We start from the raw sequence: 16,908 nt of genomic DNA on the forward strand, positions 1-16,908 counted from the left end.
TATGAATGAACTGCGGTTTAGAAAACGTAATAATCGCTGGGAATCCAGCTTTGAGGCTGCTCGTGCTGACAATAAGCGGAAGAGCATCAGCAAGGAAGGGTTCCGAACGAAGACAGAGGCCTCCGCCGCCGGGGCGAAAGCGATGAACGAGTACAATAAATTCAATGCCGGATACAGCCGCAACACCCTGGCGGTCCTGAAAGGCGTCTTGACGGGGAGCTTGTCCTACGCCGTCCTGCCCCTCAAGTATATTCAGACCAACCCGGCCCAGTATGTAGAGCTTCCGTCTACCCATGCCACTCCGGCAACGAAGGCACGCAGCTCTCCACACGTCTGCCTCTCTCCGGGGCAAATGGACCTGATTTTGAAACGCTTCCCGGAGGGGACCAGCTCCTACCTGCCCATCCTGATCGGCTACAAATGCGGTTTACGGATTTCGGAGGCCTTCGGTTTGACCTGGGACTGCATTGACCTTGCGGCCAAAACATTGACTGTTCGCCAGCAGGTTATCTGGCATGACCGGGACAGAAAAACGGGAACCTCTGGCTACTGGTATTTCTCCGCCCCAAAATACGACAGCGTGCGCACCATTGAGCTCTCCCAGGATGTAGCGGACGCCTTGGAACGAGAACGGGCGCGGCAAAACGAGGCCCGCTCCGCCTGCGGCGATTCGTACATACAGTACTTCAAGGACGAGTAAGGCCATCTTAACACAGGTGGAGACGGGAAAAAGGGAGATTTTGTGCTGGTAAGGGCGGACGGCTCCTGCATTTCGAGCCACACCATGCAGCATGTCAGCTGGGGGCAACCCATGAGCTGGGCTTTGCCGAGTTTGACTATCACAGCCTCCGTCACACCCACGCGACCATGCTGGCGGAAAAAGGAGCGTCCCCCCAATATGTACAGCACTGTTTGGGACACAAGAATAGCCAGGTCACCACGCAAATCTATCAGCACCTGATCGATAAAATGGCGGAAGAGGGGACCCAGCTGTTGGAGCTGTTCGGATCCGCGCGTTGACGCATTCTGAAATTTTGGCTGACAAACGGCAGACAGACAGAGAAAATCACCCGCTTCGCTGGGAAGCGGGTGATTTTATTCGTTCTAAAAAGCGCTCAAAATCAGCTGATTGGAGCGGATTCTATTACTTCTTGCTCTCCGCAACGGCCACCGCAACGGCGACGGTAGCGCCCACCATGGGGTTGTTGCCCATGCCCAGGAAGCCCATCATCTCCACGTGGGCGGGGACGGAGGAGCTGCCGGCGAACTGGGCGTCGGAGTGCATCCGGCCCATGGTGTCGGTCATACCGTAGGAAGCGGGGCCGGCGGCCATGTTGTCCGGGTGCAGGGTCCGGCCCGTGCCGCCGCCGGAGGCCACGGAGAAGTACTTCTTCCCCTGCTCGTAGCACTCCTTCTTATAGGTGCCCGCCACGGGGTGCTGGAACCGGGTGGGGTTGGTGGAGTTGCCGGTGATGCTGACGTCCACGCCCTCCAGGTGCATGATGGCCACGCCCTCCCGGACGTCGTCCGCGCCGTAGCAGCGGACGTTGGCCCGCTCGCCCTCGGAGTACCGGGTCTCCTTGACCACCTTCACCTCGCCGGTGGAGTAGTCAAACTGGGTCTGGACATAGGTGAAGCCGTTGATGCGGCTGATGATCTGGGCGGCGTCCTTGCCCAGGCCGTTCAGGATGACCCGGAGGGGCTCCTTGCGGGCCTTGTTGGCGTTGCGGACGATGCCAATGGCGCCCTCGGCGGCGGCGAAGGACTCGTGGCCCGCCAGGAAGGCGAAGCACTTCGTCTCGTCCCGGAGGAGCATGGCGCCCAGGTTGCCGTGGCCCAGGCCCACCTTGCGGTCGTCGGCCACGGAGCCGGGGATGCAGAAGGCCTGGAGACCCTCGCCGATGGCCTCGGCGGCCTCGGCGGCGGTGGGCACGTTCTTCTTCAGCGCGATGGCCGCGCCCACGCAGTAGGCCCAGCAGGCGTTCTCAAAGCAGATGGGCTGGATGCCCTTGACGATCTCATAGGGGTCGAAGCCGGCGGCTTTGCAGATGTCCCGGCACTCCTCCACGCTCTTAATTCCGTACTGAGAGAGGACGGAATTGATCTTGTCGATTCTTCTCTCGTAGCTTTCAAACAGAGCCATTTCTCAATTCCTCCTTTTCTTACTCGTGACGGGGGTCGATATACTTGGCGGCCCCGTCGAACTGGCCGTAGTGGCCCTTGGCCTTCTCCAGAGCCTCGTTGGCGTCCGTTCCCTTCTTGATGGCGTCCATCATCTTGCCCAGGTTCACGAACTCATAGCCCACGATCTCGTCGTCCTGGTTCAGGGCGATGCGGGTTACATAGCCCTCGGCCATCTCCAGATAGCGGGGACCCTTGGCCTTGGTGCCGAACATGGTGCCCACCTGGCTCCGGAGGCCCTTGCCCAGGTCCTCCAGAGACGCGCCGATAGGCAGGCCGCCCTCGGAGAACGCGGTCTGGGTTCGGCCGTAGACGATCTGGAGGAACAGCTCCCGCATGGCGGTGTTGATGGCGTCGCACACCAGGTCGGTGTTCAGAGCCTCCAGAAGGGTCTTGCCAATGAGGATTTCCGAGGCCATGGCGGCGGAGTGGGTCATGCCGGAGCAGCCCAGGGTCTCCACCAGAGCTTCCTCAATGATGCCGTCCTTGACGTTCAGGGTCAGCTTGCACGCGCCCTGCTGGGGAGCGCACCAGCCAACGCCGTGGGTGAGTCCGGAGATGTCTTTGATCTCCTTGGCCTGGACCCACTTGCCCTCCTCGGGGATGGGAGCGGGACCGTGGTACGCGCCCTTGGCGACGGGGCACATGTTCTGCACTTCGGTGGAATAGATCATAGTCGTCCAATCCTTTCCTTTTTGTATTTTTTCAGGTCACGCCGGAGGCCGGCGTTCCCCGGAGCTTCGCACGGCACATATTATATCGGTAAACGATTACCTTGTCAAGAAAATATCTTGCGCCTCCGGCGGCGTACGCTTTGGCGCGGCCGGCGTTCAGCAAGTCCCGGGGGAGCGGTCTCCGGAGGAGTACTCAAAGCTGGCGTTTGGGTCCGTATGCTGAAACAGGAGGTCCCTCCCCCGCCAGAAGCGATAGCGCACCTCCGCGCAGGGACTCTCGTGGATAGTACGCTCCATGCGGCCCTCCACCGGAGCCCGGAGAGGCTGCCGCCGCTCGTTCAGCAATTCGACTTCCAGGCGGTACTTCCCCTGACGGATCACCGCGCCGGAGGGAGACCACTTTTCAATTTTGACGCCCCGGTAAGTTGCCAGGCGGTATTCCCGGCCACGGTATAAAACAGAGCAGATACAGCCAGTGAAGCCGCCCACAGGCAGGGGAATCGTCGCAATTGCAAGCATCAGACTGCCGCGCTCCGTCCCATCCCAAACGCACTGTGTCCAGAGGTATTTGCTTGGAAAGGAGCGGCCCCGGTCTGTCTCGACGTATCCGATCCCGTCAGAGAAATCCAAACGCCCGCCGTTCAGTTTCAGCGTTCCACTCAGGGAATGCCCCATACTGATGACGCCGTGGGCGCACTGCATTCCTGCGAAAAATCGAAACGGTCCCATAATGTCAGACCGCAGAGCGGTAAAAGGGCCATAGCGCAGCGAGCCGCAGAGGGAAAGATTGTCTTGCCGGATATGGAGGTCGATCCCCTGACTGCCAAAGCTGGACTGTCCAATCTGTACCTGAAAAGGCTGCCGGGAGACTTGCAGCTGTGTTTCCGGATATTCCAGCCACCACGCCTGATCCTTTGAAATGACCTGGAGGGAGGCGGTGCGGCATCCTTCTTTGTCAACATGAAACGCTGGAATTAACGCCAAGGTTTGTCCCTGCGGATTCTGGTGCTTGAAGTACCAGCCCTCAAAATAGGGGCCGGTTCTGTCTGTGCTGTGGAAAAATCCCATAATTTATCACCCCGGATTCAGTGTTCCCTGAATCTGGGGATTTTATAGGAAAATATTTCCAGCCAAGGAAGCGGCTCAATCCTTGCGGGACTGTATCCAAAGATAAGCGGTGTGATTCCCTACCGATGTGGAGCGGCAGAATCGATAGCCCAGCTGGTCAAAGGCCTGGAGACCCTCCGGGCTTTTGATTTGGTTCTCCGCCAGCCAGCGTACCATCTGCCCACGGGCCATCTTGCATTTGGTGCCCGTTTCGACGACCTTGCCGTCTTTCCACTCTCCAAAGGCACAGGTGACAAATCGGACAGTTTTGGGCAGATGGACCTCCACCGCTCTGCTGTACTCCCTGGAGGCCAGATTCAGCACCACGTCCGTCTCCATGGCCAGCTGCCGGGCCAGACGGTCCCCCCAGAACTGATATAGATCCCGGCAGCTATCTACCGGCAGTTTGGCCTGCATTTCTAACCGATAAGGGGTCACGCCGTCGAAAGGCCGCAGCAGGCCGTAAAAGCCGGAGACGATGCGCAGGTGCTCCCGGAGGTAGCCCAGGTGGGTCGTCTCCATCACGCCGGGGGCCATGCAGCGGTACTGGATGCCCTCGTAGGAAAGAATGGCGGGGGTGAGATTACGGCGCAGGTTCATCTGTTCCAGCCGCTCTATGTTCAGTTTGGCGATGGAGTCATTGCACTTCCAGAGGGCCTGTAAGTCCTTGGAGGACATACCCTGGAGGACAGCCTTCAGCCGCTCTGTCTGTTCCAGAAACTGGGGCAGGCTGTCCGCAGAAAAGCTGTCCGTGTCCGCCACCATTTTCTTCGCCGGGGCGATGATGATGCGCATATATCAAGCCCCCTGATTTCCCAATGTGCTGATTTTTTCCAGCGCCGCAACAATATCCTTCAAAACCAGAGGCTGCATACTGTCCGGGTAGCCGCTCAGATCAGCCTGCTCCAATGCCGTCCGGATACGGGGAATGAATTCCAGTTTCGCCTCCGCGATTTCCGGAAGCGCCGCCACGCACTGTCGGGCCGTGATGGGCTTCGCATCGGTGACGTGGGACAAAAATTCATCCAGCAGCGCGTCAAATTTCCCCTCCCCGTCCCAACGGGCATTGGCCGCAAGGATGGAGACGGCCCGGTTGCGGACCAGAGAGTTTTTGTGGGACAGGAGAACGGCAAACTCATCAAAATGAGAATACCAAGCGTCGGAAACTCTGCTTTCCTCTGTGATCCGCTGGGCAAGGGCATAGGCGGCCTTGGCGTCTTTTCCCGTCAGACAGGCAATATAGGCATCAAAGTCCATGTCAGATCAGCACCCCCTCGCAGTGGTCGATCTCGTGCTGGATGATCTGGGCCGTCCAGCCGGTGAAGGTCTTGAGGCGTGTTTGAAACTGCCCGTTCTGATACTGCACCTTGATGGACTGCCAGCGTTTGGCCTTCCGGGTGCCGGAGAGGGAGAGACAGCCCTCCTCCGCCTCGTAGGGACCAGACTTTTTGATAATCTCCGGGTTGAACATGACCATGTATGTGCCCTCGTTGTCAAAGACGATAATTCGCTTGCGGACGCCGATCATATTGGCCGCCATGCCCACACAGCCGTCCTTGTGGGCGGTCAGGGTGTCCAGCAGATCCTGAGCGACAGGCAAGTCTTCCAATGTAGCCGGTTCAGCCTTTTGGGAGAGGAACGCTTCATCCCGCATAATCTCTCGTACCACGGCATTGCACCTCCATTGTACACTTTCCCCAGGGGAAAATTTGTGGTATACTCATATGAATAAAATAGCACAGACAGGAGAAAAAGGCAAATCGAGGGTGGCAGACCGTATGGAGAAAAAAGTAACCGAAGTTGTGGCGGCGCTGATCTGGGATGGAGACAGGTTTTTAATCTGCCGGCGTCCGGCTCATAAGGCGCGGGGATTGCTGTGGGAGTTTGTGGGTGGCAAAGTGGAACCGGGAGAGAGCAAAGAAGATGCCCTCATTCGGGAGTGCCGGGAAGAACTGGCTGTTACCATCTCGGTGGACAAAGTGTTCATGGAGGTAGACCATGTTTACCCTGATCTGAACGTACACCTGACACTGTTCAATGCGGCAATCATTGAGGGAACTCCACAAATGTTGGAACATAATGATATTCAGTGGATTAAAGTGGATGAAATACCGCAGTACGAGTTTTGCTCGGCGGATAAGGAAATTTTGAGAAGATTACAATTAAAAGCATGGTAAAGGGGAAGGTTACATGAAAGCTCTGTTTAATGAAGACAACACTATGGAGCAAATGATAATCTCTATTTTGAAAGAGAATGGTTGGACCTACATTCCCGCTGAGAAGCTTCCGCGTATGTATTCGGATGTTATGGTGGAGCCCATGGTGAAGGAAGCGTTGATCCGGCTGAATCCTGAGATCGCAGCGGAACCTTCCCGTGCCGACGAGGTCATTTATAAGCTTCGAACTGTTATTTTGTCTGTACAGCCGCATAACCTGGTGACCCAGAATGAGCTGTTTAAAAAGCTGGTGTTTGAAGAAAACTCCTTCCCCTTTGGAAAAGACGGTCGTATGGTTCCGATTCGCTTCTTTGGTACGATGCGCAAAGAGAACATTGCCTTAAACGAATATGTCGTCACTAACCAATGGGTATATCCCCAGGCGGATGGAGGCAAACGTCTGGATATTGTGCTGCTAATCAACGGCTTTCCCATTGCGATTGGCGAACTGAAGACGCCTGTCCGCAGTGCTATTACGTGGCTTGATGCCGCTGGAGATATTTCCGCATATGAGAAAAGCATTCCCGCCATGTTTGTTGCAAATGTATTCAATTTTGCCTCAGAGGGGAAGCGCTACCGCTATGGTTCCGTGAATATGCCCATCAATATGTGGGGGCCGTGGCACACCTCTGCTCATAAGGCGGAGGGTAACCTTGCGGATGTGAAGATCAGCATAGCAGATATGATTACACCGGAAAAGGTTATGGACATCTTCCAGTTCTTCACTATGTTCGCCACCGATAAAAAGTACCGGAAATATAAGATCATCTGCCGCTATCAACAGTTTGAGGGTGCGAATATGATCGTCAGCCGTGTCCTTGCCGGGTATCCGAAGAAAGGGCTGATCTGGCATTTCCAGGGCTCCGGCAAATCGCTGCTGATGGTATTTGCCGCGCAGAAGCTGCGTATGGTACCTGAACTCAAAAATCCTACGGTTGTGATTGTGGATGACCGCATTGATTTGGAGACACAGATCACAGCGACTTTTAACGCCTCCGACATTCCCAATCTGACCAGCGCGTCCACCAAGGAGGAACTCTCCTCTTTCTTCCGCGGAGATATGCGGAAGATTCTGATTACAACAATTTTCAAATTTGGTGAGGTCAATGGAGAGCTGAATGCCCGAGACAACATCATCGTCATGGTGGATGAGGCTCATCGGACGCAGGAAGGGGACCTGGGTGAGAAGATGCGTATGGCCCTTCCCAATGCGTTTTTCTTCGGCCTTACCGGTACGCCGATTAACCGAGTGGACAAAAATACCTTTTTGACCTTCGGCGCGGAGGAGGACCGCACTGGCTATATGAGCCGGTACTCTTTCTCCGATTCTATCCGGGACGGCGCCACGCTGCCCCTGCATTTTGAGCCGGTTCCCGTGGAGCTGCACGTCAACAAAGATGAACTGGACCGGGCATTTGAAGCGATGACCGATGAGGCGGGGCTGAGCAGGGAGGAAAAGAATGAGCTTTCCCGCCGCGTCAATATGAAGGCTATCATGTACAACCCGGCCCGCATCCGGAAGGTATGCGAACATATCGCGAAGCACTTCCAATCGAAAATTGAGCCGAACGGCTACAAGGGACAGATCGTGGTCTATGATCGTGAATGCTGCCTAATGTATAAGACGGTCCTGGACGAACTGCTTGGCGAGGATGCTTCCACGATCGTCATGGATACCAATAATGACAAGGAGGACCGCTACAAGAAATACCGCCGTGACCGTGATGCGGAGGGAAAGATCCTGGACGTGTTCCGGGACCCAAACAGCAAGCTGAAGCTGGTGATCGTCACCTCCAAGCTGCTGACCGGGTTTGACGCCCCTATTTTGCAGGCGATGTATCTGGACAAGCCCATGAAGGATCACACGCTGCTCCAGGCGATCTGCCGCACAAATCGAACCTATGACCAGGGAAAGACGCACGGCTTGATTGTAGATTATATTGGTATTTTTGACGATGTGGCGAAAGCTCTTGATTTTGATGAGACCAGTATGCGCCGCATTATCACCAATATCGAGGAGATCAAAAAGCAGCTGCCCACGCTGATGAAAAAATGCCTCGGTTATTTTATGGGTGTTGACCGCACCGTAGAGGGCTGGGAAGGGCTGATGGCGGCCCAGGAATGTCTTCCCACCAATAAGGAAAAGGATACCTTTGCCGCCGACTATCGTGTGCTGAACCGTGCTTGGGACGCTCTGTCGCCGGATACCTTCTTGAACGCATACAAGGCGGATTACCAGTGGCTGTCCCGTGTCTACGAATCCGTCAAACCCACCGACGGCAGAGGGGGGCTGATTTGGGCCGCCCTTGGGGCCAAGACCATTGAACTGGTTCATCAGAATGTTACGGTCGGCGAGACTGACGAAGATATGGACATTCTTGCCATGGACGCTGACCTGATTGATGATTTTCTGGAGAAGCAGAAGGATTTGAAAAAAGCGGCAAAAAAGGTTGAGATCAGCCTTGTGGCAAAGATTCTGAACCATGCCCAAGACCCCAAATTTATCCAGCTGGGTGAGAAGTTGGAAGCCCTGCGCGAGAAACATGAACAGGGGCTTGTTACCAGCATTGAATTTTTGAAGCTTCTTTTGGAACTGGCGAAAGAAGCCGCTCAGGCGGAGAAAGATGTCGTTCCGGAGCAGGAAATTGATAAAGGAATCGCCGCCTTGACGGAGCTGTTCAATGGTGTGAGGAATAAAAATACGCCTGTTATTGTAGAGCGCATCGTTGCTGATATTGACAGCATCGTGAAAATTGTCCGCTTCGACGGCTGGCAGAGCACAACGGCCGGCAAGCAGGAGGTCAAGAAGGCCCTTCGCAGTGTAGTTTGGATTAAGTATAAAATCAAAGATAAAGACGTCTTCGACAAGGCGTACAGCTACATCGAGCAATATTATTGACGGGAAGCGGGTGAAACTATGATTGGCGCAATCATTGGAGACCTTGTGGGCTCCAGATTTGAGTGGAACAACCACCGCTCCAAGGACTTTGACCTGATGCCGCACCAGTGTTTCTTTACGGATGATTCCATCATGTCATTGGCCGTATGCGACGCGCTGATGCGCTGCCGACCGGATTTTACCGGTCTGGGAGAGCAGGCAGTCCGCTCCATGCGGGAGATTGGCCGCCCGTATCCGAACAGCGGCTATGGTGGATCTTTTTACCGTTGGATGTATTCCGATCATCCGAAGCCTTACAACAGCTTTGGAAACGGCGCCGCCATGCGGGTAAGCGGCTGCGGGTATGCGGCAAGGTCTCTTGAAGAGGCAAAAGCCCTCTCCAAAGCGGTGACCGAGGTGACCCATAACCATCCGGAGGGAATCAAAGGCGCCGAGGCCACTGCTGCTGCGGTTTATCTCGCCCGCACCGGAAAAAGTATGCTGGAGATTCAGGATTATATCACAAAGAACTACTACCCCATTGATTTCACGCTGGATTCCATCCGTAGCACCTATCAGTTCAATGAGACCTGTCAGGATACCGTACCCCAGGCGCTGGAGGCTTTTTTCGAGTCCACTGGCTTTGAAGACGCCATCCGGAACGCAATCTCTATCGGCGGCGACAGTGATACCCTGGCGGCGATTACCGGGGCGGTTGCAGAGGCCTATTACGGTGTACCCGCTCCCATACGGAAACTGGCCCTGACCTTTTTGGACAAGCGCCTTTTAAAAGTCCTCATGGATTTTGAGGGAATCTATCCGGCGAAGGCGGAAAAAGCAGGTGAGGCCGGAAACATCGGAATTCGATCTCCGCAGCGCGCTGAAATCAAAGCCGGCAAGCGTTCTGAAATCATGCAGCTTGCCTTTGATTTTGCTGACGAGGATGCCATAAACAGCACGTCAGTTTCTGAGGAGACCACCAGCCAGAAACTGTTTTCCCACTTGTTTGAGGCGTGCAATATCCTGCGGAGCCCTATCAATCAGGACGAATACAAAAGCTATGTGACGCCGATTCTGTTTTTCAAACGACTTTCCGACGTCTATGACGAGGAGACCCAGGCCGCGCTGGAGGAATCCGGCGGGGATGAGGAATATGCCGCCTTCCCGGAGAACCACCGCTTTGTGATTCCCGAGGGGTGCCATTGGCAGGATGTCCGGGAGACGAGCATGGATGTGGGTGTTGCCATTGTAAAGGCTATGAACGGGATTGAACGGGCGAACCCCGATACATTGAGCGGGGTATTCTCCAGCTTTGATGACGCAAACTGGACGGATAAGTCAAAGCTGTCCGACGAGCGGCTGAAAAATCTGATCGAGCATATGTCCAAAATAAAGGTTGGCAACAACCATTATTCTGCCGACGTGATGGGGGACAGTTATGAGTTCCTGATCAAGAAATTCGCGGATTTATCAAAAAAGAACGCCGGCGAATTTTACACCCCACGCTCCATTGTCAAGCTGATGATTATGCTGCTGGCCCCGCAGGCGGGCGAGTCGGTGTATGACCCCGCCTGCGGCACAGGCGGTATGCTGATGGAAGCGATTCGTTACATGAAGGGTGACAAGCGAACCTACGGACGAATCTATGGTCAGGAAAAGAATCTGGCCACCTCCGCCATTGCCAGGATGAACCTGTTTCTGCATGGCGCAAGGGATTTTAACGTGACCCAGGGGGATACGCTGCGAAGCCCTAATTATCTCTGGCGAGGCAGCCTGCAAACCTTTGACTGTGTGGTGGCGAATCCCCCCTTTTCCTTGAAAAACTGGGGGGCGGAGCAGTTTGGCAGCGATATCTACGGGCGCAACCTCTGGGGGTGCCCCACGGACTCCAACGGAGACTTCGCTTGGCTCCAGCACATGGTCAAATCTATGGATTCCAAGACGGGCCGGTGCGCTGTCGTCCTGCCCCAAGGCGTCCTGTTCCGGGGTGGAAAAGAGGGAGAGATCCGAAAGCGGTTGGTGGAGTCCGACAAGCTGGAGTGTGTGATCACACTCACCGGGGGCGTGTTCTACTCCACCGGCGTTTCCGCCTGCATTCTCTTTTTGAACAACAACAAACATGCGGATCACCGCGGAAAGGTCTGTCTTATAGACGCCTCCGGCATCTACACCCCCCAGCGGGCGCAGAACATCATGACCGAGGACGACATTCGAAGGGTATATGCGCTGTACGCGGCCTATGAAGATGTGATCGAGCGGGTCAAAGTGGTAACCATTGCCGATATACGGGAAAAAGACTACACTCTTGCCATCAGCAACTACATTGAGAAAAAAGAGCAGGAGACGATTCCCCCGGAGGAGGTGCGCCGGCAGTATTTTGAGGCTTATGAGGCCATGCTCCGGGCCGAGGAAAAGATGAAAAAGCTTCTGCTGGAGGGAGGGTACGTCAGTGAATAAACGAATCACCATTGAGGAATTACAGTCCTATCTGTGGAACTCCGCCGTCCTCCTCCGCACAAATATTGACGCGGGAGCCTATAAGCAGTACATATTCCCGCTGCTGTTCTTTAAGCGAATCTGTGATGTGTACGATGAGGAGACCGCCGCAGCGCAGGAGGAATACGGCGAAGATGCCGCTGAGTTTGATGAGCGTGAACTTCATACATTTATCGTTCCCGAGGGCAGCCACTGGAATGACGTCCGTGCAGTTTCAGAAAATGTCGGCGTGGCAATCGTGGAGGCGTTCCGAAAAGTTGAAAACGCCAATTCCGATAAATTACAAGGGATTTTTGGCGATGGGGCATGGACCAATAAAAACCGTCTGCCGGACCGTTTACTGAAGGACCTGCTGGAGCATTTCAGTACCAGGACGCTCTCCATCGCAAACTGCCCGGAGGATGAGCTTGGTCAGGGGTACGAGTATCTCATCAAAAAATTCGCAGATGACAGCGGTCACACAGCGCAGGAGTTTTACACCAACCGGACCGTTGTCCACCTGATGACGGAGATGCTCCGCCCGGAATCGGGGGAGTCCATCTACGACCCCACCTGCGGCAGCGCCGGTATGCTGATCTCCGCGATTGCTTATCTGAAAGAACAGGGGAAAGAATGGCGCAATGTTGCGGTCTTCGGGCAGGAGATCAACGCGCTGACCTCCGCTATTGGCAAGATGAACCTGTTTCTCCACGGTGTCAAGGATTTCAGCATTGTAAACGGCGATACCCTGGCCGCGCCCGCGTTTATTGAAAACGGCAGGCTCCGGCAGTTTGACCTGGTTCTGGCCAATCCGCCCTATTCCATCAGCCAATGGGATCGCGCCGCCTTTGAGAGCGACAAATATGGCCGGAATTTCTTGGGAGTACCTCCCCAAGGGCGGGCGGACTACGCCTTTTTGCAGCATATCATTGCCAGCCTGAAGGAAGAGACCGGGCGGTGCGCGATTTTGTTTCCTCACGGCGTTCTGTTCCGCAATGAGGAGCGCGCCATGCGGGAAAAACTGGTGCGCAGCGACCGCATCGAATGCGTGATCGGTCTGGCGGCAAACCTGTTTTACAACTCCCCTATGGAGGCCTGCATCATGATCTGCCGCATGAATAAGCGCCCGGAGCGGCGGGGACAGGTGCTTTTCATCAATGCGGTGAACGAAGTGGAGCGAAAAAATGCGCAAAGCTATTTGGAGGACCGGCATATTCAAAAGATTGCCGAAGCCTATCACCAGTATTCTGACGAGGCTGGTTTCGCACGGGTAGCTACCATACAGGATATTGCGGATCACAACTTTTCCCTCAGTATTCCCCTCTATGTCAAGCAGGAAATCGAGGCGACGGAGACGGATATCCGCTCCGTTCAGGAGCATTATGACAGCTGGTTGGCCACCTCGGAAACCATGAAGCTGAGTTATGAGAGGCTGAATTCACTTTTGGGAAAGGGGGCGCGGGAAGGTGAGTAAGGTTTTGCTTGGCGATGTGGCTGAGGAACGCAGGGAGACCTGTAAAGGCAATAAAGATGGGTATCCCACGGTTGGACTCGAGCATTTAACACCAGAGGAAATCACACTTACTTCTTGGGATGAGGGTAGTGATAACACCTTTACAAAAATGTTCCGTAAAGGGGATGTGCTTTTTGGCCGCCGTCGGGCTTACCTGAAAAAAGCTGCTGTTGCGCCGTTTGATGGAATCTGCTCTGGCGATATTACAGTTATTGAGGCGAAGCCGAGATATATTCTTCCTGAATTGCTGCCTTTTATCATTCAAAATGATACTTTGTTTCATTTTGCCGTAGAAAAATCGGCGGGTTCACTTTCTCCCCGTGTCAAGTGGGAACACCTGAAAAGTTATGAGTTTGAGTTGCCGAATATGGACAAGCAGCGTGAACTTGCGGAACTCTTGTGGGCGATGGATGATACAAAGAAATCCTATCAACAGCTCATTGCTGCTACGGATGAGTTGGTGAAATCTCAATTTATCGAGATAACACAGAGCGGTGATAGAACTCCTACTCGTATGGGCGATATTGCAACCTATGTAAATGGCTATGCATTCAAACCGCAAGACTGGAGCTTTGAAGGTGTACCAATCATCCGTATCCAAAATCTAAATGATGCTTCAGCAGACTTCAATCGTTTTGCCGGAGAAATTGATGAAAAATACCTGGTGCATAACGGTGATGTGCTTGTATCGTGGGCCACCCATCTTGAGGCATACCTTTGGAATGGCGGAGATGCGTGGCTAAATCAGCACATCTTCAAGGTCGTTTTTGACAAGCGAAAGGTAAACAAGGTATTCTTTATTTTTGCTGCCAATTATGCGCTCAAGGAGGCTTTTAAGAAAGCCCATGGATTCAAGGCGACTATGGAGCATATTAAGCGGGGGGATTTTGAGGATGCAATAGTGATGATGCCAGATTTATTTCAACAAGAGGAGTTTGCCGCCTTCGTCCGTCAGAGCGATAAATCAAAATTTGAACTGGAACAAGCCCTTTCAGAATTGACCGCCACCTACAAACGTATCATTTCCGAGCAGCTCGGCTGAAAAACAGGGTCATGGAGTTTCCTCCGGCTCGTGGGTACGCCTCAAACGGAGGAATACGACAAGGAGGAAACACCATGATCGAAGAAATTATCATCAATATTCAGCATGAACTCTCTGAAAGCTTGAGCGAAAACCAAATGAAACAGCTGTTAGCATCCTTGCGCAGACATTTGTCTGCGCTGAATGCACAGGCCACCATAGACAGTGAATCACAGATGTCCAATTGGCTGCCGCTTTTTGTTTCGGCCAAGCGCGTGGAAGGATGTTCAGAAAAATCTCTGCGCTATTATGAGTCCGCGATCCGAAATATGTTGGAGAAGATCAATAAGCCGGAACGCAAAATAACAACGGAGGATCTCCGTTTATACCTCGACAACTACCAGCGGGGAGGAACGGTCAGCAAGATGACTCTCGATACTGTGAGACGGATTCTCTCGTCCTTTTTCTCCTGGCTTGAAGATGAGGATTACATTATAAAAAGTCCCGTGAGGAGAATCCACAAAGTAAATATGCGATTGTTTTGACTTCGGTGGATAATGTGATTACGGAATTTGTGGATGATCCTCGAATGCTGAATGTGGCGGTGTCTCGGGCGGTCAAATCTCTGACAGCCGTCACCTCCCAAGATCCGCGAAATGACCAGACAAACTATGGGGACCTGGCCCGCTATATCGAGTACAACAGCTGTGCGGTTGTAGAAAGCGCCGTTTATTCCATTTTTGACCTTCTCTATCAAGGCTACGCCCAGCAGCGACGCGTTTTCCTGCAAAAGCACAGGCGAATTTCGGAGTATGATTCCGAAAATCTGCTCTATGCTGTGATTGAGAGCGTCCTTATGGAACCAGAATTTTCTGCTGTGTCCAGTGCCGTCCATGTGTCGCTGGTCAATCTTGTAAAAGATTATTCTCTGCTGAATCATGAAGAAAAATCTTATGCCAAAAACCTGTTGACCCATGTAGATTTTCTCCTGTTTCGGAAAATGGATAAGTCGCCGCTGCTGGCCGTTGAGGTGGATGGAACAGCCTTTCGCGCCGCCGGCAGCGTCCAGGCGATGCGGGATGAAAAGAAAAATCATATTTTATCGCAATACGGGATTCCTCTGCTGCGTCTCAAAACAGATGGCAGTGATGAGAAAAAGCGAATCGAACAGGCGCTGAGAGCAGCGTTGCAGAAATTTATCAGAGGAGAGCTTTACTATGGCAAGATACGATGTCAACAATATTGCGGTCAGTTCTCTGCTTTCCAGCATCAAAGACGGGAGTATCGCAATCCCTGAAATTCAGCGTCCCTTTGTTTGGGACAGCACCAAGGTGCGCGATCTGATTGATTCCCTGTATCAAAACTATCCGGTTGGTTACATTATCGTCTGGCAGAATCCCGATGTAAAGCTAAAAGACGGAACCATATCCTCCGGCAAAAAAGTTGTGATCGATGGGCAGCAGCGGATCACCGCCTTGGCGGCCGCGATTGTTGGACAAGAGGTCGTGGGTGCTGATTACAAAATGTTTCCCATAAAAATTGCCTTTAACCCTCAGGAGGAGCGGTTTGATGTAGTGAACCCTGCGATTCTCAAGGACGCTAAATATATTCCTGATATTGCCGCAATTTTTGACCCCGGTTTTAATTCGTTCGGTTTTGTCATCGACTATTGCCAGAAAAACGGAATCACTGACAACGAGGGAATGTCTAAAATCTCCGATATTATCACCCGTTTGAAAAGTATTGAAAACAACAACCTTGGAGTCATCAATCTCTCTCATGAGTTGGATATTGAACAGGTCACAGACATTTTTATCCGAATCAATTCCAAGGGGGTTGTTCTCTCCCAGGCTGACTTTGCCATGAGCAAGATTTCCAGCAATGAAGAATTCGGCGGGAATATCATCCGAAAGATGATCGATTACTTCTTCCACTTTTTACAGGTTCCGGCGGATTACAGCGAAATCAGATTTAATGATACCGCTTTTGCTCAGACACCGGAGTTCCACAAAATTGAGTGGATCGTCAACGAGAATGAAGATATCTATGAACCGGATTACAGTGATGTTCTCCGTGTCGCGTTCACCTATAAGTTCAGCCGCGGACGGCTTTCCGACCTGGTCAGCCTGTTGTCCGGCCGCGACTTTGAAGCCAGGGATTTCAAAGCTGAGATTGCGGAAAGAGCGTTTTACGATTTGCATGACGCGGTTCTGGATGTGGTCAATCAGACCCATTTCCAGAGGTACGTCATGATTTTGAAATCTGTCGGTGTGGAGCGGGCCTCTCAGGTGCGCTCCCAGAATGTGCTGAATTTTGGCTATATCCTGTATCTCACCTTGAAAGCACGGGAAATCGACTCCAGCATGATGGAGCGAATTGTTCGCCGCTGGATCGTCCTGACGATTTTGACCGGCCGCTACTCGGGTTCACCTGAATCCGCTTTCGACTATGACGTGAAGCGGTTCAATACTTATGAAAATCCTCTCGAATATTTGGAACAGGTAGAGGCCGGCGAGCTCTCCGACGCGTTCTGGAACAATGTGCTGGTGGATCGGCTGAATACCTCAGTGGCCAGTAGCCCCTATTTCAACGTGTTCCTGATGGCCCAGGTTAAGAATCACGACAAAGGTTTCCTGGGTGAACACATAGAAGTAAAAGCGATGCTGGAGGAGCGTGGAGATATCCACCATCTCTTCCCTAAGAAGTACTTAATTCGGAATGGGATTACCAGCAAAGGACAGTACAACCAGATCGCCAACTATGTCTATTTGCAGTCGGAAATCAACATTAAGAAACTGTACCAATAGAGGGAAAAGTAGTATAATGAGGGAATGATACAGAAA

General features: G+C 53.0%; 16 protein-coding genes. 10 read left to right on the top strand and 6 right to left on the bottom strand.

Translation table 11 applies throughout. The annotated features are described in order from the left end of the window. Nucleotide 1: 1 nt before the first annotated feature. Nucleotides 2-700, top strand: coding sequence for a tyrosine-type recombinase/integrase (locus tag QZ329_RS08310; RefSeq protein WP_295750984.1), 699 nt, complete (start codon nucleotides 2-4; stop codon nucleotides 698-700). Nucleotides 701-765: 65 nt separating this feature from the next. Then, nucleotides 766-1,020, top strand: coding sequence for a tyrosine-type recombinase/integrase (locus QZ329_RS15605; RefSeq protein WP_365351692.1), 255 nt, complete (start codon nucleotides 766-768; stop codon nucleotides 1,018-1,020). Nucleotides 1,021-1,144: 124 nt separating this feature from the next. Here the strand turns inward: QZ329_RS15605 and QZ329_RS08315 are convergent, their stop codons facing one another. The 6 genes from QZ329_RS08315 to QZ329_RS08340 form a co-directional block, all read right to left on the bottom strand. Then, the gene (locus tag QZ329_RS08315; protein ID WP_295750987.1) at nucleotides 1,145-2,143 is read right to left on the bottom strand and encodes a GGGtGRT protein; all 999 of its coding nucleotides are present in this window, start codon (nucleotides 2,141-2,143) and stop codon (nucleotides 1,145-1,147) included. A gap of 19 nt (nucleotides 2,144-2,162) precedes the next feature. Continuing rightward, entirely contained in the window at nucleotides 2,163-2,855 is a 693-nt protein-coding gene (locus QZ329_RS08320) for an iron-sulfur cluster assembly scaffold protein (RefSeq protein ID WP_295750990.1), read from the bottom strand. A 156-nt stretch (nucleotides 2,856-3,011) separates the two neighbouring features. Continuing rightward, entirely contained in the window at nucleotides 3,012-3,923 is a 912-nt protein-coding gene (locus tag QZ329_RS15610; protein WP_365351687.1) for a tocopherol cyclase family protein, read from the bottom strand. A 75-nt stretch (nucleotides 3,924-3,998) separates the two neighbouring features. Then, entirely contained in the window at nucleotides 3,999-4,757 is a 759-nt protein-coding gene (gene yaaA, locus QZ329_RS08330) for a peroxide stress protein YaaA (RefSeq protein WP_295750995.1), read from the bottom strand. A 3-nt stretch (nucleotides 4,758-4,760) separates the two neighbouring features. After that, a complete protein-coding gene (locus tag QZ329_RS08335) occupies nucleotides 4,761-5,219 on the bottom strand; it encodes a SufBD protein (RefSeq protein ID WP_295750998.1) in 459 nt (152 codons plus the stop codon). Nucleotide 5,220: 1 nt separating this feature from the next. Continuing rightward, nucleotides 5,221-5,631, bottom strand: a complete 411-nt coding sequence (locus QZ329_RS08340; RefSeq protein ID WP_295751001.1) for a peptide deformylase — start codon at nucleotides 5,629-5,631, stop codon at nucleotides 5,221-5,223. A 109-nt stretch (nucleotides 5,632-5,740) separates the two neighbouring features. On the opposite strand from QZ329_RS08340, the gene QZ329_RS08345 reads away from it, so the two are divergent. The 8 genes from QZ329_RS08345 to QZ329_RS08380 all read left to right on the top strand — a co-directional run bounded on the left by QZ329_RS08345 (nucleotide 5,741) and on the right by QZ329_RS08380 (nucleotide 16,872). Then, nucleotides 5,741-6,139 carry a (deoxy)nucleoside triphosphate pyrophosphohydrolase gene (locus QZ329_RS08345; RefSeq protein WP_295751004.1) on the top strand — a complete coding sequence of 133 codons (399 nt, stop codon included), beginning with the start codon at nucleotides 5,741-5,743 and terminating at the stop codon, nucleotides 6,137-6,139. Between the two features lie 13 nt (nucleotides 6,140-6,152). Beyond that, entirely contained in the window at nucleotides 6,153-9,077 is a 2,925-nt protein-coding gene (locus QZ329_RS08350; protein ID WP_295751007.1) for an HsdR family type I site-specific deoxyribonuclease, read from the top strand. Between the two features lie 18 nt (nucleotides 9,078-9,095). Beyond that, nucleotides 9,096-11,513 carry an N-6 DNA methylase gene (locus QZ329_RS08355; protein WP_295751009.1) on the top strand — a complete coding sequence of 806 codons (2,418 nt, stop codon included), beginning with the start codon at nucleotides 9,096-9,098 and terminating at the stop codon, nucleotides 11,511-11,513. Further along, entirely contained in the window at nucleotides 11,506-13,005 is a 1,500-nt protein-coding gene (locus QZ329_RS08360) for a class I SAM-dependent DNA methyltransferase (protein WP_295751013.1), read from the top strand. Before QZ329_RS08355 ends, QZ329_RS08360 begins: the two co-directional genes overlap by 8 nt. Next, on the top strand, nucleotides 12,998-14,086 hold the full coding sequence (locus tag QZ329_RS08365) for a restriction endonuclease subunit S (RefSeq protein ID WP_295751016.1): 1,089 nt from the start codon (nucleotides 12,998-13,000) through the stop codon (nucleotides 14,084-14,086). The genes QZ329_RS08360 and QZ329_RS08365 overlap by 8 nt, the downstream gene beginning before the upstream one ends. A 74-nt stretch (nucleotides 14,087-14,160) precedes the next feature. After that, the gene (locus QZ329_RS08370; protein ID WP_295751019.1) at nucleotides 14,161-14,610 is read left to right on the top strand and encodes a site-specific integrase; all 450 of its coding nucleotides are present in this window, start codon (nucleotides 14,161-14,163) and stop codon (nucleotides 14,608-14,610) included. Nucleotides 14,611-14,654: 44 nt separating this feature from the next. Continuing rightward, nucleotides 14,655-15,362, top strand: a complete 708-nt coding sequence (locus tag QZ329_RS08375) for a DUF2726 domain-containing protein (protein WP_295751023.1) — start codon at nucleotides 14,655-14,657, stop codon at nucleotides 15,360-15,362. Then, nucleotides 15,283-16,872, top strand: a complete 1,590-nt coding sequence (locus QZ329_RS08380) for a DUF262 domain-containing protein (protein ID WP_295751025.1) — start codon at nucleotides 15,283-15,285, stop codon at nucleotides 16,870-16,872. The genes QZ329_RS08375 and QZ329_RS08380 overlap by 80 nt, the downstream gene beginning before the upstream one ends. Nucleotides 16,873-16,908 lie beyond the last annotated feature (36 nt).

Origin of the sequence: uncultured Oscillibacter sp., assembly GCF_910579365.1 — a bacterium.
Taxonomy (GTDB): Bacteria; Bacillota; Clostridia; order Oscillospirales; family Oscillospiraceae; genus Oscillibacter.